This is a genomic window from Arthrobacter sp. B10-11, assembly GCF_033142195.1.
Classification (GTDB): Bacteria; Actinomycetota; Actinomycetes; order Actinomycetales; family Micrococcaceae; genus Arthrobacter; species Arthrobacter oryzae_C.
In genome coordinates this window covers 160,712-182,872 of record NZ_JAWMTH010000006.1, presented here as the reverse complement: position 1 = coordinate 182,872, position 22,161 = coordinate 160,712, and the positions used below count along the sequence as shown (strand labels likewise).

The following is a 22,161-nucleotide window of genomic DNA, read 5'->3' as shown; positions in this document are numbered from 1 at the left end:
GCCATGACCATCCCTGAGCCCGGCTCTGTAGCAGCCGAATACTTCCCGATCTTCCTGAACGGCGCCCTGACAACCCTGGGCATCGTGGCCGCGGCCATCGTCTGTGCCACCGTCCTGGGATACGTGATCGCCACGCTGCGGCTCTCACGGATCCGCGCACTGCGCATCTTCGCAGCGGCGTACGTCTGGTTCTTCCGCGGCCTTCCGCTGATGCTGTCGCTGTTCTTCTTCTATTACACGAAGCCGTTCGGACTGACCCTGGACGCCTTCTCGGCGGGCCTGATCGCCATGAGCCTGAACTCGGCGTCGTTCTTCTCGGAAATCATCAGGGCCGGGCTCAAGTCGGTCAACACCGGACACCTGGAGGCTGCGGACTCAGTGGGCATGAACCCGCTGCAGAAGTTCCTCCGCGTCACGGGCCCGGAGGGCATCCGCCTGATGACTCCGCCGTACATCAACAACTGCATCATCATGCTGAAGGAATCGGCCCAGATTTCCGTGATCACCGTCCCGGACCTCATGCTCCAGGGGCAGAAGGCGTACAACTCCACGTACAACGTCATGGAAACCCTGGGCGTGGTGGCCGCGATGTACCTGGCCATGACGAGCCTGCTGATGGTCCTGCAGATCATCATCGAAAAGAAGACCGGCCGAAAAATGGGCACCACCAAATCACTCCGCGAGTCCGTAGGGAGCATGGCATGATCAGCATCACCGGGTTGACCAAGAGCTACGGCTCCCGCGAAGTACTCAAGGACGTGGACCTGCGCATCCTGCCGGGCGAGGTGGTGGCGATCATCGGTCCCAGCGGGGCCGGCAAGAGCACACTCCTGCGCTGCATCAACATGCTGGAGGTACCCGACGCCGGGCGGATCCACGTGGACGGACGGCAGGTGTTCTACACGCCGAACGCGCGAGGGAAGCTGGGAATCCTGGACCAGTTCCGGCTGACGTGGCTGCGCCGGGAGATCTCCATGGTCTTCCAGCAGTTCAACCTGTGGCCGCACCGGACCGTCCTGGAGAACCTGCTGGAGGGTCCGGTCATCTCCAAGCGCGAGAAGCGGGCGGTGGCCGAAACCCGGGCACTGGAGAAGCTGCGCTCCGTGGGCCTGGAGGAAAAGGCGGACGCCTACCCGGCCGACCTCTCCGGCGGGCAGCAGCAGCGGGTGGCGATCTGCCGTGCGCTGATGATGGAACCCAAGGCCATCCTGTTCGACGAACCCACGTCCGCCCTGGACCCGGAGCTGGTCAACGAGGTCTTGGACATCATGGCCAAGCTGGCCAGGACCGGAATGACCATGGTGATCGTGACGCATGAGATGAAGTTCGCCCGCGAAGTGGCAGACCGGGTGATCTTCATGGAACACGGCGGCATCGTGGCGGAGGGACCCCCGGACGAGGTGTTCCAGCACCCGCGGCTCCGCGTTTACGCATCCCACCTGAGCCACTGATGGCGCGCCATCCGCTAACTGTGGTTGCGGCTGGCCCGGCTGCCCGGCCGTACCTGGAGTGCGATGCCCTGCCCGGTGTCCGCATCCCCGGCCAGCTGATCGGCATTGGCGAGAACTACTGGCCGGATACGGCTGAGGGATTCCCGGATACTTCCGGGTCCGATACTCCCGGGTCCGAAACTCCCGGGTCCGATACTTCCGGGTCCAATACTCCCGGGTCCGAAACTCCCGGGTCCGCCGGAGGCACTGCCCCGAACCGGCGGGCCGTGGGCCGCATTCCGCTCGTCTTCGGCAAGTTCCCCGGGAGCCTGGCCGGCGACGGGCAGCCGATCGTACTGGACCCCGCGCTGACCGGAACGGTGGTCTGCGAAGGCGAACTCGCCGTCGTCGTCGGCCGCGTCCTGAAGGATGCGCACAGCGCATCCGAGGCGCTCCAAGCAGTGGCGGGCGTGACCGTGGCGAACGACGTCTCGGCGCGGGACCTCCAGCAGGCCGACGTCCAGTCCACCCGCGGCAAGAGCCTGGACACGTTCTGTCCGCTGGGACCGGAGCTCGTGACGCTGGACGAGCTGCCGGACCTGCAGTCGCTGGGCATTCTCACCCGGATCAATGGCGCCGTTGTCCAGGAATCATCCACGGCCAACATGGTGTTTTCCGTTGCTGAACTGCTGATGTTCTGTTCCCGGTTCATGACCCTGTACCCGGGCGACGTGATCCTGACCGGGACCCCGTTCGCGGCCGACGAATCGGTGTTGGAGCTCCGGCCGGGTTGCACTGTTTCGGTGGAAATCGGGGGCGTCGGCACACTGGCCAATCCCGTGGTTGCGCGGGTGTGACAGTGTCGGCTGCCGTTGCTAGCTTGCCTGCTACCTTGCCGGGGCTGATCCTGAGTGCCTACGCGGCAGCACCTGCCCTCGATTCCTGGCACCGCGCGGACGAGGCCGCCTATCTCGCCGCCGCAGCCTCGCTCCCCCACGTCGCCGGCCTGGAGGTTCCGTTCTACGGCCGGAGCTTGCATCAGTACGACGGCGGCTGGTTCCTTGAGGCTGTCCGGCACCTGCCGCCGCACCTGGCGTTCACCGTCACAACCATCCCGGACACGATGCACCGTTTGAGCGGGCAACAGGGGTTCGGACTGGCTTCCCTGGACGACGAGGGGCGGCGCGCGGGCCTGGCCGCGGTGTTCCGGACCGCCGAAGCTGTCCGCAACCTCAATGACGCCCTGGGGCGGCGGGCCGTGACGTCGGTCCACCTGTTCAGCGCTCCCCGCCCGGCTGCCGGCGCACCTGCTGGAACGTCTGCCCAGGCGTCTGCTGGAGCGCTGAGTGTGTCACTGACGGAGCTGGCGGACTACGCCTGGGATGGCGCCCGGCCGGTGCTGGAGCACTGCGACGCCGGGACAGGCAGCGGGCCGTGGATCAAGGGATTCCTTCCCGTTGAAGCCGAAATCGACGCGATTCTGGCAGCCGATGCCGGCGTCGGGCTTGCTGTGAACTGGGCCCGCTCGGTGATTGAAGAGCGCGACGTCTCCGCCCCGGTCCGCCACGTTAAACTCGCCGGCGACGCGGGGGTACTGGCCGGCGCTGTCCTTTCCGGCTGCTCGCCCGTGGACACACGGTTCGGGAGCGCCTGGGACGACACCCATCTGCCTCCGGCCCCGCTGGAGTCCAACTCCCTGCTGACGGCGGCCCGCGTCGCGGAGTTTGCGCGTGCCGCTGGTGCGGAGATGCCGGGCGGTCGCGGCCTGTACCGCGGCCTGAAGGTTTCAGTGCCACGCGGGGCGACCGTGGAGCAGCGCCTGGCCATCCTCTCGGGGTCCATCGCCGCGGTGCGCGAGGCCGGATTCTGAGGCGAAGACTCTTTCAAGCCGGTAACGGCTTCGGCCCACGTGGAGTCGCTATTTTGTCGTAGGTCGCTGCGAGACTTGTCCCATGGAGGTCTTGGGGGAACTCGCAGAAGCAGGAGGGGCGTTGCGGTGGGCGGCATTGCCCGCCGCTGGCGTTGCTTTAGCGTCCGACGGCGGCGGGTCCGGTGATCTCGCCCGGATCCTTGGGCTGCTCAAACGTGCCAGTTCGACGGCGGTTGCCGGCTCTGCGGTGATGGGCTTCCGGGAGGCGGCCGACTTCGCGGCGAACGTTGAGGAAATCGCCCGGTCCATGGAATACCTGCAAGTGGTCGCAGCCATGGCTGTGGACCGGACCCGGCGGGAGGCCTCCGCTGCTGCGCGGGCTGGCTCTGGCTCCGGTTCTGGGGTTGGTTGGACCACCGGGTGGGGCAGCCAGCAGTCCACAGCCCCGGACCCGACGGATGACGGCTGCCGGAACACTACCGAGTTCCTGCGTATGAGGCTGAGGATCGGTGCCGGCGAAGCCCGCCGCCGGCTTGCGCTGGCCGAAGCGGTGCTGCCAACGACCGGGATCACCGGCCACGTCCAGGAACCGCAGCGGCCCGAACTCGCCGAGGCCGTGGCGGTCGGGACCGTGGGCTCCCGGTCCGCGACCATCATCACCCTCGCCCTGGACCGGGTCCGCCACCACGCCACCGAAGGCACCGCCGCCAAGATGGAACACGCCCTGACCCGCGCAGCGGTAGAGCACGACACCGATTTCGTCGCCCGGGTCGCCCGGCAGTGGACGGAGGCGATCGACCAGGACGGCAGCGAACCCTCCGAGGCGGAGCTCCGGCAACGCCAAGGTGTGTTCCTGCGCCCGCCCCGCCGCGGGCTCCAGCGGATGGAAATCTTTGCCACGATGGAGCAATCCGAACACCTGCTTACTGCGATGAATACGGCCACCAACCCCCGCACCCAACCGGGCGAGGGCAGCCCCGGGAACCCGCAGCAGGATCTGGAGCAGCGCACCCGCCAGCAGCAACTCCTCGACGGCCTCGTGGGCGCCTGCAAAGCAGGACTAGCCACCGGTATTCTTCCGGCCGCGGGAGGGCTCCGCCCGCAAGTCATGGTGACCATCGACTACCGCGACCTGTTGGAACGGTTGGAACGCGTGGACCAGGTGGACAGTGCGGATCCGCCGGGCACCGGAACCCCATCCACCGCCACGAACACCGGCACAGGCACGGGGACCAGGACCGGAACGTTCACGTTCACCGGTCCCGTCACCGCTTCAACGGCCCGGAAGATCGCCTGCGACGCGGACATCATCCCCGTCCTGCTCGGCAGCGAAGGCCGCGTCCTGGACATCGGCCGCACAACCCGGATTTTCGCGCCCCACATCCGCAAAGCCATCACCGCCCGCGACCAGGGCTGCGCGTTCCCGGGCTGCACCATCCCGGCCCCCTGGTGCGAAGCCCACCACATCACCTACTGGTCACACGGCGGCACCACCAGCACAGACAACGGCACCCTGCTCTGCAGCCATCACCACCACCTGATCCACAAAGAACAGTGGCACATCCAGGTCAAAGCCGGGATCCCATGGTTCATCCCGCCACCCCACATCGACCCGAGACAGGTCCCGCGAAGAAACAACTACTTCAGAGCCTTGCTTTCAGCCTGACGCTGATCGACCGGGAGCAATCACCCGCGGGCGTCCGGCCGGCGGTGGCGGAAACGTAGCAGCCCTGTAGCCCTTCCGGGCCGCAAGTGTCCGTTCGCGCTGCACGTGGGGCCGCAAGTGTCCGTTCGCGCTGCGAAGAAGTGTCTGCAGGGGGCTACCGCCCCGCTGCGTAGCCCTGTGCCCCGCGCGGGTTCGCAGCCGCCTGCAGGACTCCCGTCAACGGATCCCGCACGACGGCGGACAACCGTCCCAGCGTCCAGTCGCCGGCGCGAGTGATCCGGTGGCCTCGACGCTCAAGACCTGCGATGACATCCTCGCCCAGCCGGTCCTCCACGACGGCGCCGCCCGGTTCCCAAGTGCGGGGCCAGAACGAGCCGGGCATCGACGTCGTATGGAACGTTGGCGCATCAATCGCCTGCTGCGGGGTGTAGCCGCCCACTATGGTCCGCAGCAGGTACGGGAGCTGCCACTGGTCCTGCTGGTCGCCGCCGGGTGAGCCCAATGCTGTAACAGCCGTGCCGTTGCGCAGCACAAGGGTGGGCGTCAGGGTGGTCCGGGGACGTTTGCCCGGTGTGAGCGTGGACGGTGTTCCGGGTTCGAGCCAGGTCATCTGCAGCCGCGTTCCCAGGCAGAACCCCAGCTCCGGAATCGCCGGGGAGGATTGCAGCCAGCCGCCGGAGGGAGTAGCCGAGATCATGTTGCCCCAGCGGTCCACAACGTCGATATGGCAGGTGTCGCCGCGTGTCTCGCCGGTGGCCAGGACGGTCGGCTCACCAACTCCGGAACCGGCGCCGTGCGCGCGACGGCGGGTGCCGCCGTCGTCGTCCGCAAGCGCCGGCGGCACATACTCCGTCCGCAAGGGCGGGACAAACGGCGGGTGTCCCGGAACCCGGCCGGGCCGGAACTCGTGCGACGCCTGCTCGGTAATCAGGGCCCGGCGCGACGCGGCGTACTCGGCCGACAGCAGGTATCCGAGCGGGACGTCGGTATCGCCGTAGTAAGCCTCCCTGTCCGCGAGCGCCAGTTTCTGGGCCTCGAGGATGGTGTGAGCGCCGCGCTCGGTGGACGGATCAAGGTGATCGTCGTCGAACCCGTCCAGGATCGCGAGGGTCTGCAGCAAAGCCGGCCCTTGGCCCCATGGCCCGGTCTTGGCAATCGTGTGGCCCCGGAACTCAACAGTTGCGGCGGCCTCATAGCCGGCTTCGAAGGCGGCCACATCACCCAGTGCCAGCACGCCGCGGTGGTCTGTCCCGGAGGAGTGCCGGTGCGGGGTCTGCACGGACTCGGCCATCGCCTGCGCCACGAAGCCTTCCCGCCACTCCAAGCGGGCGGCATCGATGCGGGCTTCCCGGGACGACTCCGCGGTCCCGGCGTGGACCAGCCGCTGAAGGGTCCGCGCATACGCCGGGTTCCGGACGAGTTCACCCTCTGCCGGAATCCGGTCTTCAGGCATCCACAGCTCGGCCGACGTGGGCCAGTGCTCCCGGAACAGCTCAGAGACGGCGGCTATGGTGGCGCCGACGCGGCCCAGCACCGGATGGCCGTCGCGGGCGTAGCCGATCGCAAACTCCAGCACAGCCGAAAGTTCCCAGGTCCCGTGATCCCGCAGCAGCAGGAGCCAGGCGTCGACGGCGGCAGGCACCGCAGCGGCCAGCGCCCCCGAACCCGGGACCAGTTCCAGGCCCTCGGAGCGATAGTGCTCCGGCGTCGCACCTGCCGGAGCCGGCCCCTGCCCCATCAGGACCACCGGCGTGCCCGGATCCTGGGCGGTGACAAAAACCCCGGTCATGTCCCCGCCCGGTCCGTTCAGGTGCGGCTCAACAACGTGGAGCACAAATGCCCCGGCCGTGGCGGCGTCGAACGCGTTCCCGCCACGCTCCAGCACCGCCTGCGCAGCCGCAGTGGCCAGCCAATGCGTGGAAGCGCTCATCCCGAAGGTTCCCCGCAGGGTGGGGCGCGTGGTGAAAGGGCCGGGCGGGGTGAAAGTCATGGGGACCACTGTAGCCACGGCCGCCGGCGCAAGGCCGGATTGGCATCACCGCGGCCTTGCCGCAGTGACGGCTACTTGCCCAGGCCGGCCTTTCGGAGGGCCTCGGCCATGGCGGTGTTGGCCGGTGCGGGCGTGGGCGGCGGCGGGCTGTTGCCCTTCCGTGGTGCACCGGCGCCCTGACGTGGCGCCCCGCTCCCTTGACGGCCGCCGGACGCATCACGTGCACCGACGCCCTGACGTGGCGCCCCGCTCCCCTGCCGGCCGCCGGCAGCCGGCCGTCCAGCGGCAGGTGCCGGTTCGTCGTCGAGCCTCAACGTGAGCGAGATGCGCTTCCGCTCGGGGTCGGCCTCGAGGACCTTCACCCGCACCACCTGTCCGGACTTCACCACTTCGCGCGGATCGGACACGAAGCGGTTGGCCAGCGCCGATACGTGCACCAGTCCGTCCTGGTGCACTCCGACGTCCACGAACGCCCCGAAGGCAGCCACGTTGGTGACGGTTCCTTCCAGGATCATCCCGGGCTTGAGGTCGGAGATCTTCTCGATCCCCTCCGAGAACTTGGCGGCCGCAAACGCCGGCCGCGGGTCCCTGCCGGGCTTTTCCAGTTCGGACATGATGTCCTGCACCGTCGGCAGGCCGAAGGCGCCCTCCACGAAGTCCTGCGCGTTGAGCGACGCGAGGCTTCCGGCAATGGACGCACCGGCAGCTGACTCGCCGCCTGTTGACTTGCCACCTGCGGCGGCGAGGATCTTCCGCGCCACCGGGTACGCCTCCGGGTGCACACTGGAAGCATCCAGCGGTTCCGCTCCGCCCGTGATCCGCAGGAAGCCCGCGCACTGTTCGAACGCCTTGGCACCTAGCCGCGGCACCTTCTTCAGGTCACTGCGCTTAGCGAACGGGCCGTGCTCGTTGCGGTACGCCACGATGTTCTCGCTCAGCAGCGGTCCCACGCCGGCCACCCGGCTCAGCAAAGCGGGCGACGCCGTGTTCACGTCCACGCCCACAGCATTCACGCAGTCTTCCACCACCGCGTCCAGGCTGCGGTCGAGCTTCGCTGCCGTGACATCGTGCTGGTACTGCCCGACGCCGATCGACTTCGGCTCGATCTTCACCAGCTCGGCCAGCGGATCCTGGAGGCGCCGGGCGATCGACACCGCCCCGCGCAACGAGACGTCCATGCCGGGCAGTTCAGCTGCAGCCAGCGCCGACGCCGAATACACCGACGCTCCGGCCTCGGACACCACGAGCTTTTCCGGCGCCGCAGTTCCCGCCGATTTCTCCGCGGACAGCTTCTTGATCAGTTCCGAGGCCAGTTTGTCGGTCTCCCGGGACGCCGTACCGTTGCCGATGGCCACGAGCTCGACGGCGTGCTGCCGCGCCAGCCGTACCAGCGTGGCCAGTGCTTCGTCCCACTTCCGCGCCGGGGCGTGCGGGTAGACGGTGTCCGTTGCCACCACCTTGCCTGTCCCGTCCACCACTGCCACCTTCACACCGGTGCGCAGTCCCGGGTCGAGTCCGAGCGTTGCCCGGTTCCCGGCCGGGGCGGCAAGCAGCACGTCGCGAAGGTTGGCGGCGAAGACCCGCACCGCCTCGTCCTCGGCGGCGGCGAACATCCTCCCCCGCAGGTCGGCCGTCAGCCGTGCCAGCACCCGCGAGCGCCACGCAACCTGCGCTGTCTGCAGCAGCCACTCATCGGCGGGCCGGCCGCGGTCCGCCACCCCGAGGAACCTGGCCACGGCGGACTCAAACCGGCCGCGGGCGGCGGCCAGTGCGTCGTCGTCGGACGGCTCCGCTTCGGCGAGGTCCAGCTCCAGCACCCCGTCCTTTTCCCCGCGGAGGAGCGCCAGGACCCGGTGCGAAGGCATCCCGGACGGCGACTGCGAAAACTCGAAATAGTCCTTGAACTTCTGCCCCTCGGCCTCCTGGCCCTTCTTCACCCGCGACACCATGCGGCCCTGGGTCCAGAGACGTTCCCGCAGGGTCGCAGCAAGATCAGGGTCCTGGGCGACCCGCTCCACCAGGATGGACCGGGCGCCTGCCAGTGCTGCCGCGGCATCGTCGATGGAATGGCCAGCGTTCAGGAACTTGGCGGCCTCGCGCTCCGGATCCAGGTCCGGACGCTTGAGCAGGGCATCCGCGAGCGGTTCCAGCCCCGCCTCACGGGCGATCTGGGCCTTGGTCCGCCTCTTGGTCTTGAACGGAAGGTAGATGTCTTCCAGCCGGGATTTGGTGTCAGCACCGACGACGGCGGCCTGCAGTTCAGGTGTCAGCTTGCCTTGCGCGGCTATCGCTTCAAGGACCGTCCGACGGCGGTCCTCCAGGTCGCGGAGGTACCGGAGCCGCTCCTCGAGTTCGCGGAGCTGGGTGTCATCCAGCGTCCCGGTGGCTTCCTTGCGGTACCGGGCGATGAAGGGAACCGTCGACCCGCCGTCGAGCAGTTCCACCGCGGCCTTCACCTGCCAAGCCTTCACACCCAGTTCGCCGGCGATCTGGACCGCAATCTGTTCCGCGGCGGTGTCTGCTGTCTTGCCGGCGGGAGCCTTGCCGGCGGGTTTACCGGTCGCGGTGACGTGGGTGGCAGGGGATGCGGACGGGCGTTGCGGGATGTGGTTCACCCAGAACATTTTGCCTTACCGGACCGACAGTATGTGTTGCCGCAACATGACAGCGCAGTCACACACGGCCGAAACTGGGGCTACCCACGAGGGAAAAGAAGTGGTGTAGTGGCAGTTGGGGGAGCCGGTCGATCAACGGAGGCGGTCCATCATGCAGGAGTTGCTCATCATCCTTCAGGGCGGCTTTGAGGAGGACAACGTCACTGTTTTCGTCAACGGCAAGCAGGCCAGGCGCGACACCGCTCTCTCCACCAACCCGCTGCTGGGCATAGCGGAAGAAGTTGCGATCGAGCTTCCGGCGCGCGGTGCCCTCATCGGCGTCGACGTCACCAGCCGGGGCTTGTCCGGGGGCGTGAAGCTCAGCGGAAAACCGAAGAGCCTCCTCGTTTCCATCGAAGACGGCAAACTCCTGCTGCGTGAGGGAACCGGCCGCGAGGCCGTCCTGTAGCCTGCGGTCAACCCTTGCGGTCAATCGGAGACCGGTGCAACGAGCTGACGGCAGGCGCGAAACAAGCGCCGCAAATGGTTCGCGGCGCTTGTTGCTTGGGTCAGTGGGACAGTAGTTGCTTAACTTTGGCACTAGGCCATGTTCTCCATGGGCTTCTTTGCCGAAATGTGTTCCACCAGTTCGCCGACGCGCTCTTCCGAGTAGTTGCGTGCAATGTCGCCCTGGCTGATGATGCCCACCAGCTTGTGGTCGGAAATGACAGGCAGGCGCCTGATCTGGTACTGCTCCATCACTGCGATGGCTTCGTCGATGTTGGCGTCAGCATCGATCCAGCGTAGATTGCCCTGGGCGAGGTCGATGGCCCTGACCTCCCTGGCGTCCAAGCCCTCGGCAACGCACCTGAGTACGATGTCGCGGTCCGTGATGAGTCCCCTGAGTTTGCCTTCGCTGCCACAGATCGGCAGCGAACCACAGTCAAGGTCGCGCATCATTACTGCCGCTTCCTGCAGTGTCTGGTCTTCCCTGACGCACTGGGCGTTGGTAGTCATGAATTCACGTACGACGCTCATCAGTCCTCCTTCATCGGTTGGGATTCGACGCAGGGGCCTTCGGCTCCGGCGCCGATGCTGTCAGCCTACGCCCGGTCAAACGCCCTGACTAGGTTCAATGATGGCTCGTCGCACGGCGGGACCGGACGGCGCGCCGGGGCCGGTTCGGACTCCATTTTGGAGTTCAAACAGGGCTGCCGCAGGGGTCCGACTACTCGGCGATGTCTTCCGCCCACAGTTCCGGGTTGTCGCGCTGGAAACCAACCATCATGTCCACGCAGCGCTGGTCGTCCAGCACCAGCACGTCCACTCCCCGCGAGCGCAGGAGCTCGAATTCGCCCGGGAACGTCCTGGCCTCTCCCACCACTACCCTGGGAATTTTGAACTGGATGATGGTCCCGGTGCACATCGCGCATGGTGCGAGGGTGGTGTACAGCGTGGTGTCCCGGTAACTCTTCTGCCGGCCGGCCGCACGGAGCGCCGCCATCTCGCCGTGAGCGATGGGGTCGCCGTGCTGCACACGCTTGTTGTGGCCGCTGGCGAGCAGTTCGCTCCCCCGCACCAGGGCGGCCCCGATGGGGATGCCGCCTTCGCTGAGGCTCTGCTGCGCAGCCTGGACCGCCGCTTCGAAAGCGGCCTCGTTATACGTGGCGGTGCGCTCACGTGGTTGACCGTTCATGAGGCCCCTTCCCCCTTGCCGGCGAGTCCTGCCGACTCCTCGATGTCCTGGACCACTTCATTCTTCCTGAGAAACCACGGTTTGAAGGGCGGGTCGAAGCGCGCGAACCGGGGCGCCCCGACTGGCCGAAGGCCGGCCTGCGCCAGTGCTTCCTGCAGGTCATGGTTCCGCTTCCCGAACGCCGCTTCCGACCCCCTGCCGGAAAATCCCAGGACCGCGGCCACGGAGCCGGGCACGGCCCGGATTTTCACTTCCGGATTGCCGGGCACCGGGGCAGTCTCCGCCGTGATGCCGGCCGGAAGCACGAAGGCCACGACGAACTCGCTGTCGCCGAGCACACCGCGCTGGACCACCGGCGCGGTCATGGCCAGTTTCCGGGACGACGCGGGACTCTGCAGAACCGGGGCGGTCATGGACACGGATGCACGTGCAGTGTTCTGGCCGCTGATGTACCCGAAAAGAAGCCGGAATGCGGTGTTCCCCGCGCTATCAAACGGGGCGTTCACCGTTACTTCGGCAACGGCGTGCGCCGGGTAGCGGCGCACTTCGAAATCCGGGAACTGCTGGACGACGTCAAAAGGCTGCTGTTCAGTCATGTTCCTCAGACCTTACGCCGCACGGGCCTGCCCGGGCCAGAGGTCCGTGTCAGCGCCGAAGCATCAGCGCCGAAGCATCATTACTGTCAGGGGCCTTTGGTAGCTTGGCAATAGGACATCAACGGCACCATCAGAGCAACAGCAGACCAACTTCTAGGGCAACGAGGCACAGTGTTTCTTCTTGAACCGGACGTACCGGATCTGGCACAGGATCTGGTCTTCTCCGCGAGCGATCTGGTGATCGCGGCCACGTGCGAATACCAGGTGCTGCGCAAGCTCGACGAAAAACTGGGCAGGGCCGCCAAGGCCGAATTCGAGCCCGACGAGATGCTGGCCCGCACAGCTAAACTTGGTGACATCCACGAGCACAAGGTCCTGGACAAGTTCCTTGATGAGTTCGGCCCTTGGAATCCCGCCACCGGACGCGGCGTATACGACGTCGCGGCCGCCACCGCAATGGACCGTGCCACGCTGCAGGCCAAGCATGCCGAATCCATTGATGCGCTGCGTGCCGGGGCGGACGTCGTGTTCCAGGCGGCCTTCTTTGACGGCCGCTTCCACGGCCGTTCCGACTTCCTGGTCAAACAACACGACGGCAGCTACGCCGTGTTTGACACCAAACTGGCACGCCACGCCAAAGTGACGGCGTTGCTCCAGCTTGCCGCCTACGGCGACCAGCTGCTGGCGGCCGGAATTACTCCGGACCCTGCCGTGACCCTGATCCTGGGTGCCACGGTGGAGACCGCCGAAGGGGGCTTCGACTACGTCCGGAGCAGCCACAGCCTGGCCGATATCCTCCCGGTCTTCCGTGAGCGGCGGGACAGGTTCCTTGCCCTGACGGCCGGCCACCGCAACCAGCCCGACGCCGTCAGCTGGGGCGCGGCGGGCGTCGTGGCCTGCGGCCGGTGCGACTACTGCCAGGAACAGGGCAAGGCCACGGACGATCTCCTCCTGGTGGCGCGGATGAACTCGGCGCAGCGGAAGAAACTTCACGAAATGGAGATCTTCACCGTCAAACAGCTGGCCGACGCAACCCTGCCTGGCGCCACCCCGTCCCTGCTGCGGATGCAGGATCAAGCCAGGATGCAAAGCAACTCCGGCACGGCTGAGGGCTCCGTCAGCTACGTCAAGGAGGGTGAGCAGCACACCATCAGCTACCGGGTGATCCCGGAGAACACCCTGGCGGAACTGCCCCCGCCGAGTCCGGGGGACATCTTCTTCGATTTCGAGGGGGATCCGCTGTGGCAGGACAGCGCCACCGGGGTCTGGGGCCTCGAGTACCTGTTCGGGGTCATCGAAACGCCTCAGGAACCGGATGGCCGAACCACGTTCAAGCCGTTCTGGGCCCACAGCCGCGCGGCGGAGAAGGAAGCCTTCCTCGATTTCCTGGACTACGTCGAGGACAGACGCCACCGCTACCCGGACATGCACGTCTACCACTACGCCGCCTACGAGAAGACCGCACTCCGCAAGCTGTCAGTCATGCACGTCGCCGGCGAGGACGTCGTGGACAACTGGCTGCGGGACGGGCTCCTCGTCGACCTCTACCAGACCGTACGGAACAGCATCCGGATCTCCGAAAACTCGTACAGCATCAAGAAGCTCGAGCCGCTCTATATGGGGGGCAACCTGCGCTCCGGGGACGTGAAGGACGCCGGAGCCTCGGTGGTGGCGTACGCCGATTACTGCGAAGCGCGCGACGCCGGGCTGGCTGAGGAGGCTGCGACCATCCTCGCCGGCATCTCCGACTACAACGAATACGACTGCCTCTCCACGCTGGAACTCCGGAACTGGCTGTTGCGGCTGGCAACCGAGCGCGGAATCGTCGCGGCACGGGCCGGGCGTACCGGAACTGGCGGTCCTGCGGGAAATTTAGGCCGGGCGGGTTCTGATTCCGACGACGATGCCGTGGTCCGGCCTTCGGAAGTCGCCATCAGGAATTTCCTCGGCCGGGCAACGGAGTTCCGTGCGGCTTCCGGTCTCGGCGGCCAGGATCCCGACGTTCAAGCTGTTGCCATGGTGGATGCCGCCGTGAGCTACCACCGCCGCGAGCGCAAGGCCTTTTGGTGGGCCCACTTTGACCGCTGCGAAAGCGGCCCCGACACCCACCAGCAGGACCGCAACGTTTTCCTCGTGGAGGAGGCCCGCATCCTTAACGACTGGCACAGGGTGGGCACCAGGCTCCCGGAGCGAAGGGTGCAGCTGACGGGCACGGTGAGCGCCGGTTCGGACCTGCGCGAGGGCAGCAAGTGGTTCCGAATGTATGAGCGCCCGTTGCCTGCCGGACTTGAGGGCACGGGCAGCGACGGCTCCGGACGTAACGGGTGGTTCGGTACGGAGGTCCTGGAGCTCGGCCATGAGGACGGCAGGGATACCGTGGTGATCCGGGACAGGCTGCACCGGAAGATCGAACCGCATAACCACCTGCCCATCGCGCTCACGGAGGACCAGCCCGTGGCCACCAAGAGCTTGGAGGAAGCACTGGCCCGGCTGGCTGACCAGGTCGCTGCCGGCCTTCCGGACGGCTCGGCAGAGGCTCCGGGTAAGCCGGCTTTCCGGAAGCATCCGGCGCTGGACCTGGTGCGCCGGATCCCACCGAGGCTGGTGACAGGCGGCCCGCTCCCCGCACCTGCCGGCGGCCCTGACCGCTTCATTGACGCCATCACCGCGGCCGTTGAGGCGCTCGACCATTCGTACCTTGCCGTCCAGGGGCCTCCGGGCACCGGCAAGACGCACGTCGGATCGCACGTCATCGCGCGGCTGGTGGCCCGCGGCTGGAAAGTGGGCGTCGTTGCCCAGTCGCACGCGGTGGTGGAGAACCTGCTGTGCACCGCCGTGGAAAAAGCGGGAGTGGACCCGCTGAGGGTCGCCAAGGACGTGAAGCACGACGGTTCCCTGCCCTGGGACCACCGGGCGGCCGCCGACGTGGACCGGCTGCTCAGTTCCCCCGGCGGCGCCCTGGTGGGTGGCACCGCCTGGACCATGACCGGCGCCACCGTACCTGCAGGCTCCCTGGATCTGCTGGTGATCGACGAAGCCGGGCAGTTCTCGCTCGCCAACACACTTGCCGTAGCGCAGGCGAGCCCGCGGCTGCTGCTGCTCGGCGATCCGCAGCAGCTCCCCCAGGTCAGCCAGGGCACCCACCCGGAGCCGGTCAATGAATCCGCCTTGGGCTGGATTTCGGCGGGCCACGCTACCCTTCCGCCTGAACTCGGCTACTTCCTGGCGGATTCGTGGCGGATGGCGTCGCCGCTGTGCGCCGCCGTTTCGGAACTCTCCTACGAAGGCAGGCTGCAGTCAGCCAGCGCTGCGGACCTGCGGTTCCTGGCCGGTGTTCCCGCCGGAATAGAAACCGTCATGGTGCCCCACAGCGGCAACATCACGTCCTCGCCGGAGGAAGCCGCCGAAGTGGTGCGCCAGGTCGGCCGGCACCTGGGCCTGACCTGGCACGATGAGGCGGGGCGCCGGCCCTTGGGGCCGGGAGACATCCTGGTGGTCGCGGCCTACAACGCGCAGGTGAACCTGATCCGGGACGCCCTCGACTCCGCCGGGCACGCGGCGGTCCGCGTCGGCACCGTGGACAAGTTCCAAGGCCAGGAGGCTGCCGTTGTGGTGGTGTCCATGGCCTGTTCCGCGGTGGCGGAGGCTCCGCGGGGCATGGAATTCCTGCTCTCCCGCAACAGGATCAACGTGGCGGTGTCCCGCGGCAAATGGCGCGCAGTGGTGGTGCGCGCACCGGAACTGACCAACTACCTGCCCACCCACCCCGAAGGCCTCGAGCAGCTGGGCGGCTTCATCGGGCTGTGCCAGCGGTCTGTTCCGTCCTAGGGACGGTCAGCAGCGCCTCATCCAGCACCGCGCCGAAGTTCGTCGCGTCATGCGCGAAGCGGCCCAGGAACAGCCCGGAAACGCCGCCGAGCATGGGAAGCAGGCCGGGCTTGGCTGACCCGCCGTAGATGATCGGAAGTTCCCGGAGCCCATGCCCGGCGAGCAGCGCGCGGAGGTGACTGACGACGTCGGACACGTACCCGGCGTTCGCAGGCTCGGCGGCGCCGATGGCCCAGACAGGCTCGTAGGCAATGACCAGGCGCGAGGCCAGCCCCCAGTCGCCCCTCACGGCGGCCTGGATCTGCCGGTACACAACCACGGCGGCGTCACGGGCGGACCCGTCCCCCACCGGGTTTTCGCCAATGGCGGCTTCTCCCGCTGAGTCTTCTCCCACGCAGAGCAGCGGCGTCAGCCGGGCGTCGTCCGCTGCCCGGATCTTGAGCGCCACCACGGCATCAGTTTCGCCGAAGTGCGCGCGGCGTTCGGCATGGCCGATCTCCACCAGGCGGACGCCCAGTTCGGCCAGCATGGACGGTGCCACTTCCCCGGTCCACGGGCCGTCAGCCCAGCCGCAGTCCTGCGCACCCAGCACCATCGGCGACCCCTCCAGGAGAGCCGCGGCCGCCGGGAGCGCCGGGAAGGACGGAATCACAAACGGGACAACCCGCCCGGCCGCGAGGGCCGGGCGGGAGTCCACTTCGTGCCGCAGACGCCCCAGCCAGTCCAGGGTGTCCCGGTAGCCCAGGTACATCTTGGTGCTGACGCCGACGTAAATGACCGAGTCGGTGACTGAGTCGGTGACTGTGTCGGTGACTTTGTCTTTGGCTGTGCCCACTTACTTCTCCAGCAGTTCGTCCGCCTTGTTCCGGAACCGCTTGGTCGCGAACATCATCGCGGCGGCCAGGAACGGCAGCACGCCGAGGGCGTAGACGCCCATGGTGCCGGTGTCGGATGCCGTGACCTGGTTGACCGTGGTGCGCAGGATCGGGGCCACGAAACCGCCCAGGTTGCCCAGCGAGTTGATCAGGCCGATGCCCGCAGCGGCGGCCGTTCCGGTGAGGAACGCCGTCGGGTAGGACCAGGCGATGGGGCCGATCGACAGGAAGCTGCACACCGCCAGGGTGATGAAGATGATGCCCAGTGCGGGCACGTGGTTGGCTCCGGCCCAGGCCGAGCCGAAGATGCACAGGCCCGTGGAGATGAACAGCCCGGTGCCCCAGACGCGGCGGCGGACGATGGTGTTGGCCGCCTTGCCGATGAAGTAGCAGGCGAAGAGGCCGAAGAACCACGGGATGGCGGCCAGCAGGCCCACCATGAAGCCCACCTTCTGGCCGGTCAGCTGTGCCACCTGCTGCGGCAGGTAGAACGTCACGCCGTACACCGCCACCTGCAGGCAGAAGTAGATGACGGTGAAGTACCAGACCTTGCGGTTCTTCATGGCCGCGAGCACGCCGCGGGGGCCTGTTTCTTCCTTCACGGTGTCCTCCAGCGCCATGACATCCAGCAGCGCCTTCTTTTCACCGGGGTTGAGGAACTTGGCGTCCTGCGGGCTGTTGATCAGGAAGAAGTACGCGGCGATGCCGGCCACCACTGCGAGCATGCCTTCGACGAAGAACATGACCTGCCAGCCGGCCACGCCGGGAACCTGGTCGCCGATGTTGATCAGCCAGCCGGAGAGCGGGGCGCCCATCATCTGGGAGAACGGCTGCGCCAGGTAGAAGATGGCGAACATCTTCACGCGCACCTTGTTCGGGAACCACGCCGCAAGGAACATGATGACGCCCGGGAACAGGCCGGCTTCGGTCACACCCAGCAGGAAGCGCAGGATGATGAAGGAGGTCTCGCCCTGGACGAACGCGAAGCACGCGGACACGATGCCCCAGGTGATGGCGATGCGGGCCAGCCACACCTTGGCGCCGAACTTGGTGAGCAGCAGGTTGCTGGGAATTTCAAACAGTGCGTAGCCGATGAAGAAGATCCCGGCGCCGAGGGCGTAGGCGCCGGCCGTAACTCCCCGGTCCACACCGAGCGCGGCTTCGGCGAAGCCCACGTTGGTGCGGTCCAGGAACGCCACGATGTACAGGATGACCAGCATCGGCATGAGCCGGAAGGAGGCCTTGGAGATCGCCGATTTGAGGATCGGCGAATCCAGGAGCTCCTTGGTGGAAGTTGCTGTTAGGGACATCAAAACTCCTCTTTGAGTAAATCAGTTGCACACGAAGGGGGTACTTCAGGTCCTAGCGGGAGAACGCGATGATCATGATCCCGGCGATGCAGGCCAGGATGCCGACGGCGAGGTAGATCCGGCGTTCGCGGCTCCAGGAGCGGAGTCCGGTGGCCCGGGATGTTGCTGGTTGGTGCTGTGCCATGGCTGGCCTTCCCTAGTGCATGTAGAGTCCGCCGTCCACATTCAGCGTCTGGCCGGAGATGTATCCGGCGTCCTCGCTGATGAGGAAGGCGATGGCTGCTGCGATGTCGCGCGTGGATCCGACCCGGTTGACCACGAGGTCCCTGGTGAGTTCCTCCTTGCGTTCCGGGCTGAGCGTGCCGCCCATGATGTCCGTGTCGATGGGGCCCGGGGAGATGGCGTTGACCGTGATGTCGTACTCCCCCAGTTCGCGGGCGGTGGAACGGGTCAGCCCGATCACGCCGGCCTTCGCCACCGAGTAGGGCGTCTTGGAGAACGTGCCGCCGCCGCGCTGGGCGGACACGGAGGAGATGTTGACGATGCGTCCGATCCGGTTCTTCACCATTGACTCGGCCACGCGGCGGGTGGCGTAGTGGACGCCGTTGAGGTTGATATTCAGCACCCGGTCCCATTCCGCTGCGTCCAGTTCCAGGTACGGAACCGGTGAGCTGACGCCGGCCACGTTGGCCAGGGCCACGATCTGCGGCAGCTCCGCCTCGATGGAGTCGATCGCAGCCCGGACGGAGGATTCGTCCGCAACGTTGGCGCCGACGCCGTGGGCCTTGATGCCGTACTCCGCGGCAAGTTCTTTCGCGGCAGCCTTGCACAGGGCGTCGTCGAGGTCGATGATGCCGATGTTCCAGCCCTGCGCGGCCAGGTAGTTGACGGTGGCCCGGCCGATGCCGCGCTCGGAGACGGCTCCGGTGACGATGGCGGTGCGTTCCGCGGGGAAAGTGCTCATGGTTGCTCCTGTGTTAGTTGACGGGCGCGGGGCCCAGGTCCTCGAGCAGCTGCTGCATGGCCACGTAGGCCTTGTTGCGGTATGCGATCAGCTCGGGCGTGCGCTCGGCGGGAACGTTGAGGAAGCCTGCACCGGTCTTGGTGCCCAGCTTTCCGGCGTCCACCAGGTCCGTGAGGATCTTCGGGGTGGCGAACCGCTCGGGGAAGTCGGTCTGAAGGGACTTGTAGCAGAAGTTGTAAACGTCCAGGCCGGCCATGTCCGCAATGGCGAACGGGCCGAAGAACGGCAGCCGGAAGCCGAAGGTGGTGCGGACCAGGGTGTCCACGTCGTCCGCCGTCGCGATGCCCTGCTCCACCAGCTGCGCTGCTTCATGGAACAGCGCGTACTGGAGCCGGTTGAGGACAAAGCCGGTGACGTCCTTGACGACGGCGGTCTGCTTGCCGGCGGCATGGACCAGGTCGCGGGCTGCGCCCACGGTGGCGGCCGAGGTCCCGGCGTGCGGGATGATTTCGACGCCCGGGATGAACGGTGACGGGTTGGAGAAGTGCACGCCGAGGAACCGCTCCGGGTTGGTGACCGGCTCGGACAATTCGGCGATGGAGATGGTGGAGGTGTTGGAGCCGATGATGGCGTCCGGCCGGGCGGCGGCGCTGATGCGGGCCAGCGTCTGGTGCTTGATGGCGATGACTTCGGGGACGGCTTCCTCGATGAAGTCCGCGTCCGCCACGGCTTCCTCGATGTCCTTGGCGGCCCAGAGGTTCTGCTTCAGGATTTCGGTGGAACCGGCGGGGAACAGTCCGTCGGCCACGAACTGGTCTGATTCGGCCAGGAGGCGGTCGTAGTTGCTCTGCGCCACTTCGGCGGACACGTCGGCGAGTGCCACGCGGGCTCCGCCGAGGGCCAGGACCTGCGCGATCCCGCCGCCCATGTAGCCGGAGCCGACGACGGCGATCCTGCGGGCGCTGTTGGGTGCTGCCGCGGCGGACGTGCTGACTGTTTCGGTCATGATCAGACTGCCTTCGTGTAGTCGGGCTCGTAGGAGCAGATGGCGTCCACCTTGGCGGCGGAGGAGGAAGTCTCGTCGAACCGGTAGTCGAGCCATTCGCCCACCAGCTTCTTGGCCAGTTCCAGGCCGATCACCCGCTGGCCCATGGTGAGGACCTGGGCGTTGTTGCTCAGCACGGACCGCTCCACGGAGTAGCCGTCGTGGGCCGTGACGGCGCGGATCCCGGGAATCTTGTTGGCCGCGATGGCCACTCCCAGCCCGGTGCCGCAGATCAGCAGGGCGCGGTCCGCTTCGCCGTCGGCCACTTTGCGTGCGGCATCGACGGCGACGTGCGGGTAGGCGGTCGAGTCGTTCGCTCCGACGCCCACATCCTCAACGGACGCCACGCGGCTGTCCGCTTCCAGCAGCGCCTTCAGCGCTTCCTTGTATTCGACGCCTGCTTCATCGTTGCCGATGACAATGCGCCATCCTGCCGTGGTGCCGGGGGTGGTGCTCATGAGTTTGCTCCATTTCCGGCCGCGGAGGCGGCCAGCGGGGAATCAGTCTGTGGAAAATCTGTCAGGTCGGAATCGAGGTAGCCGGAGATCCGGGCGGCAATCAGCGCGAAGGAAACCGCGCCGGGGTCCGGGTGGCCCAGGCTCTTTTCGGCGAGCGGCCTCGCCCTGCCCTTGAGCGGCCGGAGCGACGCGGTGGCTTCCGCGGCGGACTGCGCAGCAGCCGCTGCCGAGGCGAGCGCCCCCGTCACCGGAGTGCCGCCGTCGAACGCGGCCAGGAAGGCGTCCCGGAACGGAAGCAGTGCGTCCACCATGGTCTTGTCCCCCGGTTCGGCCTTGCCCAGGGCGGTGATGGCGTCCACGAAGGCGGTCACGGCGGCAGCGGCGTCCTCGCCGCGGTACGTGTCCCTGTTGCCGAGCGCGAGTCCGGCGGCAATCACCGCGGATCCCCACAAAGCCCCGGAGGTTCCGCCGGCGCGTTCGCTCCAGGCCTCCCCCGCCGCGGTGAGTACGCGCTCCACCGAAGCCCCTGCTGCCGACGTTTCGTGGGCTGCCGCGGCCGCCGCGTCCACGCCGCGGCGCATGCCGATGCCGTGGTCGCCGTCGCCCGCAATGGCGTCCAGCTTGCCCAGTTCCTCTTCGTTCTCGACGACGACGCCCTGTACTTGCGCGAGCACGGCGGCTGCCAGCCGGCCCAGGTCAGCTGCTGCCGGCGTCGTGCTTTCCACCTCGCCGGCCACGGCGTCATCCGGTCCGGCCAGTTCGCGGCGGGCCCGCGGGGCCAGGCTGCCCTTGCGGAACGCCGGCGTGTCGGCCGGGGCGGCCCAGAACTGCTCCAGTTCGTCGTCCAGCCAGAGCAGCGTGAGGGAGAGTCCGGACATGTCCAGGCTGGTGACCAGCTCGCCGCATTCCGGTTCCACCACGGTCAGGCCGGCACCGGTGAGGAGCTTTTCAATCTTGCCGAACAGCAGGAACAGTTCGTCGTACTTGACCGTGCCCAGCCCGTTGACGATGGCCACCACGCGGTTTCCGGCGTCGTCGGGCTTGTCCGCGAGCAGCCTGGAGACCAGCAGTTCGGCGAGTTCGGAGGCGGTGGGCATGGGGTGTTCGGAGATGCCTGGCTCACCGTGGATCCCCAGGCCCAGCGACATCTGGCCGGCGGGCACGTGGAACAGCGGCGCGTCCGCTCCCGGAAGCGTGCAGCCGTCAAAGGCCACGCCCAGCGAACGGGTGCGGTAGTTGGTCCGGATGGCGAGCCGTTCGACGGCGTCGAGGTCCAGTCCCGCTTCGGCTGCGGCGCCGGCGATCTTGAAGACAGTCAGGTCTCCGGCGATGCCGCGGCGCTTCTCGATCTGGTCCAGCGGGGCGCTGGCGATGTCGTCCGTGACCAGGACGGTGCGGGTTTCGATGCCCTCCGCGTTGAGCCGCAGCTGGGCCTGGCCGAAGTGGAGCACGTCGCCTGCGTAGTTGCCGTAGCTCAGCAGCACGCCGCCGCCCGCGTTGGATGCCTTGGCCACCCGGTAGACCTGGCCGGCCGCCGGGGAGGCGAACATGTTGCCGCAAGCGGAGCCGGTGGCGAGGCCCGGTCCCACCAGCCCGGCGAACGCCGGGTAGTGGCCGGAGCCGCCGCCCACCACCAGTGCTACCTGGCCGGCGGGCACCTCGGTGGAGCGGACCACGCCGCCGTCCACCCGGGCAACATACCCGCGGTTGGCTGCTACGAAGCCGTCCAGTGCCTCATCCGCGAAATATGCGGGGTTGTCGAAGATCTGGGTCATGGTTTCCTCATCGAATCCGTGTTGGAAATGCGGTGTTGGGTTGCCGACGGGCTGTGGTTACGCC

19 protein-coding genes are annotated in these 22,161 nt (G+C 67.3%); 7 read left to right on the top strand and 12 right to left on the bottom strand.

Annotated features, from left to right (window positions below; genetic code table 11):
* Nucleotides 1–3 precede the first annotated feature (3 nt).
* The 5 genes from RW112_RS18165 (at nucleotide 4) to RW112_RS18145 (ending at nucleotide 4,966) form a co-directional block, all read left to right on the top strand.
* The gene (locus RW112_RS18165; RefSeq protein WP_305939951.1) at nucleotides 4–705 is read left to right on the top strand and encodes an amino acid ABC transporter permease; all 702 of its coding nucleotides are present in this window, start codon (nucleotides 4–6) and stop codon (nucleotides 703–705) included.
* On the top strand, nucleotides 702–1,451 hold the full coding sequence (locus RW112_RS18160) for an amino acid ABC transporter ATP-binding protein (RefSeq protein WP_305939950.1): 750 nt from the start codon (nucleotides 702–704) through the stop codon (nucleotides 1,449–1,451). Before RW112_RS18165 ends, RW112_RS18160 begins: the two co-directional genes overlap by 4 nt.
* Nucleotides 1,451–2,287, top strand: coding sequence for a fumarylacetoacetate hydrolase family protein (locus RW112_RS18155; protein WP_317783092.1), 837 nt, complete (start codon nucleotides 1,451–1,453; stop codon nucleotides 2,285–2,287). The genes RW112_RS18160 and RW112_RS18155 overlap by 1 nt, the downstream gene beginning before the upstream one ends.
* A 23-nt stretch (nucleotides 2,288–2,310) precedes the next feature.
* Nucleotides 2,311–3,300, top strand: a complete 990-nt coding sequence (locus tag RW112_RS18150) for a DUF4862 family protein (RefSeq protein WP_317783091.1) — start codon at nucleotides 2,311–2,313, stop codon at nucleotides 3,298–3,300.
* Between the two features lie 82 nt (nucleotides 3,301–3,382).
* On the top strand, nucleotides 3,383–4,966 hold the full coding sequence (locus tag RW112_RS18145; protein WP_317783090.1) for an HNH endonuclease signature motif containing protein: 1,584 nt from the start codon (nucleotides 3,383–3,385) through the stop codon (nucleotides 4,964–4,966).
* A gap of 154 nt (nucleotides 4,967–5,120) precedes the next feature.
* On the opposite strand, the gene RW112_RS18140 is transcribed toward RW112_RS18145, so the two are convergent.
* Complete coding sequence (locus tag RW112_RS18140) at nucleotides 5,121–6,956, bottom strand: gamma-glutamyltransferase family protein (protein ID WP_317783089.1); 1,836 nt, start codon at nucleotides 6,954–6,956, stop codon at nucleotides 5,121–5,123.
* A 71-nt stretch (nucleotides 6,957–7,027) separates the two neighbouring features.
* Nucleotides 7,028–9,580 carry a Tex family protein gene (locus tag RW112_RS18135; protein WP_317783088.1) on the bottom strand — a complete coding sequence of 851 codons (2,553 nt, stop codon included), beginning with the start codon at nucleotides 9,578–9,580 and terminating at the stop codon, nucleotides 7,028–7,030.
* A 142-nt stretch (nucleotides 9,581–9,722) separates the two neighbouring features.
* Here RW112_RS18135 and RW112_RS18130 point away from each other — a divergent pair, with 142 nt between their 5' ends.
* Nucleotides 9,723–10,019 (top strand): hypothetical protein, encoded by a 297-nt coding sequence (locus tag RW112_RS18130; RefSeq protein WP_305939944.1) that lies wholly within the window; start codon nucleotides 9,723–9,725, stop codon nucleotides 10,017–10,019.
* Nucleotides 10,020–10,150: 131 nt separating this feature from the next.
* Here RW112_RS18130 and RW112_RS18125 read toward each other — a convergent pair whose 3' ends face one another.
* The 3 genes from RW112_RS18125 to RW112_RS18115 all read right to left on the bottom strand — a co-directional run bounded on the left by RW112_RS18125 (nucleotide 10,151) and on the right by RW112_RS18115 (nucleotide 11,842).
* Complete coding sequence (locus RW112_RS18125) at nucleotides 10,151–10,588, bottom strand: CBS domain-containing protein (RefSeq protein ID WP_317783087.1); 438 nt, start codon at nucleotides 10,586–10,588, stop codon at nucleotides 10,151–10,153.
* Nucleotides 10,589–10,778: 190 nt separating this feature from the next.
* Nucleotides 10,779–11,246 (bottom strand): nucleoside deaminase, encoded by a 468-nt coding sequence (locus RW112_RS18120; protein ID WP_317783086.1) that lies wholly within the window; start codon nucleotides 11,244–11,246, stop codon nucleotides 10,779–10,781.
* The gene (locus RW112_RS18115; RefSeq protein ID WP_317783085.1) at nucleotides 11,243–11,842 is read right to left on the bottom strand and encodes a heme-binding protein; all 600 of its coding nucleotides are present in this window, start codon (nucleotides 11,840–11,842) and stop codon (nucleotides 11,243–11,245) included. The genes RW112_RS18120 and RW112_RS18115 overlap by 4 nt, the downstream gene beginning before the upstream one ends.
* A 171-nt stretch (nucleotides 11,843–12,013) precedes the next feature.
* On the opposite strand from RW112_RS18115, the gene RW112_RS18110 reads away from it, so the two are divergent.
* Nucleotides 12,014–15,670, top strand: coding sequence for a TM0106 family RecB-like putative nuclease (locus RW112_RS18110; RefSeq protein WP_317783084.1), 3,657 nt, complete (start codon nucleotides 12,014–12,016; stop codon nucleotides 15,668–15,670).
* Here the strand turns inward: RW112_RS18110 and RW112_RS18105 are convergent.
* Genes RW112_RS18105 through dhaL form a run of 7 tightly spaced genes read right to left on the bottom strand, consistent with a single transcriptional unit; the run spans nucleotide 15,636 to nucleotide 22,097 of the window.
* Nucleotides 15,636–16,505: a triose-phosphate isomerase family protein gene (locus tag RW112_RS18105; protein ID WP_317783083.1), complete on the bottom strand. Its 870-nt coding sequence runs from the start codon at nucleotides 16,503–16,505 to the stop codon at nucleotides 15,636–15,638. The two genes, RW112_RS18110 and RW112_RS18105, sit on opposite strands and share 35 nt — an antisense overlap.
* Nucleotides 16,506–17,855, bottom strand: coding sequence for an MFS transporter (locus tag RW112_RS18100; protein WP_317783082.1), 1,350 nt, complete (start codon nucleotides 17,853–17,855; stop codon nucleotides 16,506–16,508). It lies immediately after the preceding gene.
* Nucleotides 17,856–17,907: 52 nt separating this feature from the next.
* Nucleotides 17,908–18,039, bottom strand: coding sequence for a hypothetical protein (locus tag RW112_RS18095; RefSeq protein ID WP_305939938.1), 132 nt, complete (start codon nucleotides 18,037–18,039; stop codon nucleotides 17,908–17,910).
* Nucleotides 18,040–18,051: 12 nt separating this feature from the next.
* Nucleotides 18,052–18,819, bottom strand: a complete 768-nt coding sequence (locus RW112_RS18090) for an SDR family NAD(P)-dependent oxidoreductase (RefSeq protein WP_317783081.1) — start codon at nucleotides 18,817–18,819, stop codon at nucleotides 18,052–18,054.
* Nucleotides 18,820–18,832: 13 nt separating this feature from the next.
* Nucleotides 18,833–19,825, bottom strand: coding sequence for a 3-hydroxyacyl-CoA dehydrogenase family protein (locus tag RW112_RS18085; protein WP_317783080.1), 993 nt, complete (start codon nucleotides 19,823–19,825; stop codon nucleotides 18,833–18,835).
* Between the two features lie 2 nt (nucleotides 19,826–19,827).
* Entirely contained in the window at nucleotides 19,828–20,322 is a 495-nt protein-coding gene (locus tag RW112_RS18080; protein WP_317783079.1) for a ribose-5-phosphate isomerase, read from the bottom strand.
* Nucleotides 20,319–22,097, bottom strand: a complete 1,779-nt coding sequence (gene dhaL / locus RW112_RS18075) for a dihydroxyacetone kinase subunit DhaL (protein ID WP_317783078.1) — start codon at nucleotides 22,095–22,097, stop codon at nucleotides 20,319–20,321. Before dhaL ends, RW112_RS18080 begins: the two co-directional genes overlap by 4 nt.
* Nucleotides 22,098–22,161 lie beyond the last annotated feature (64 nt).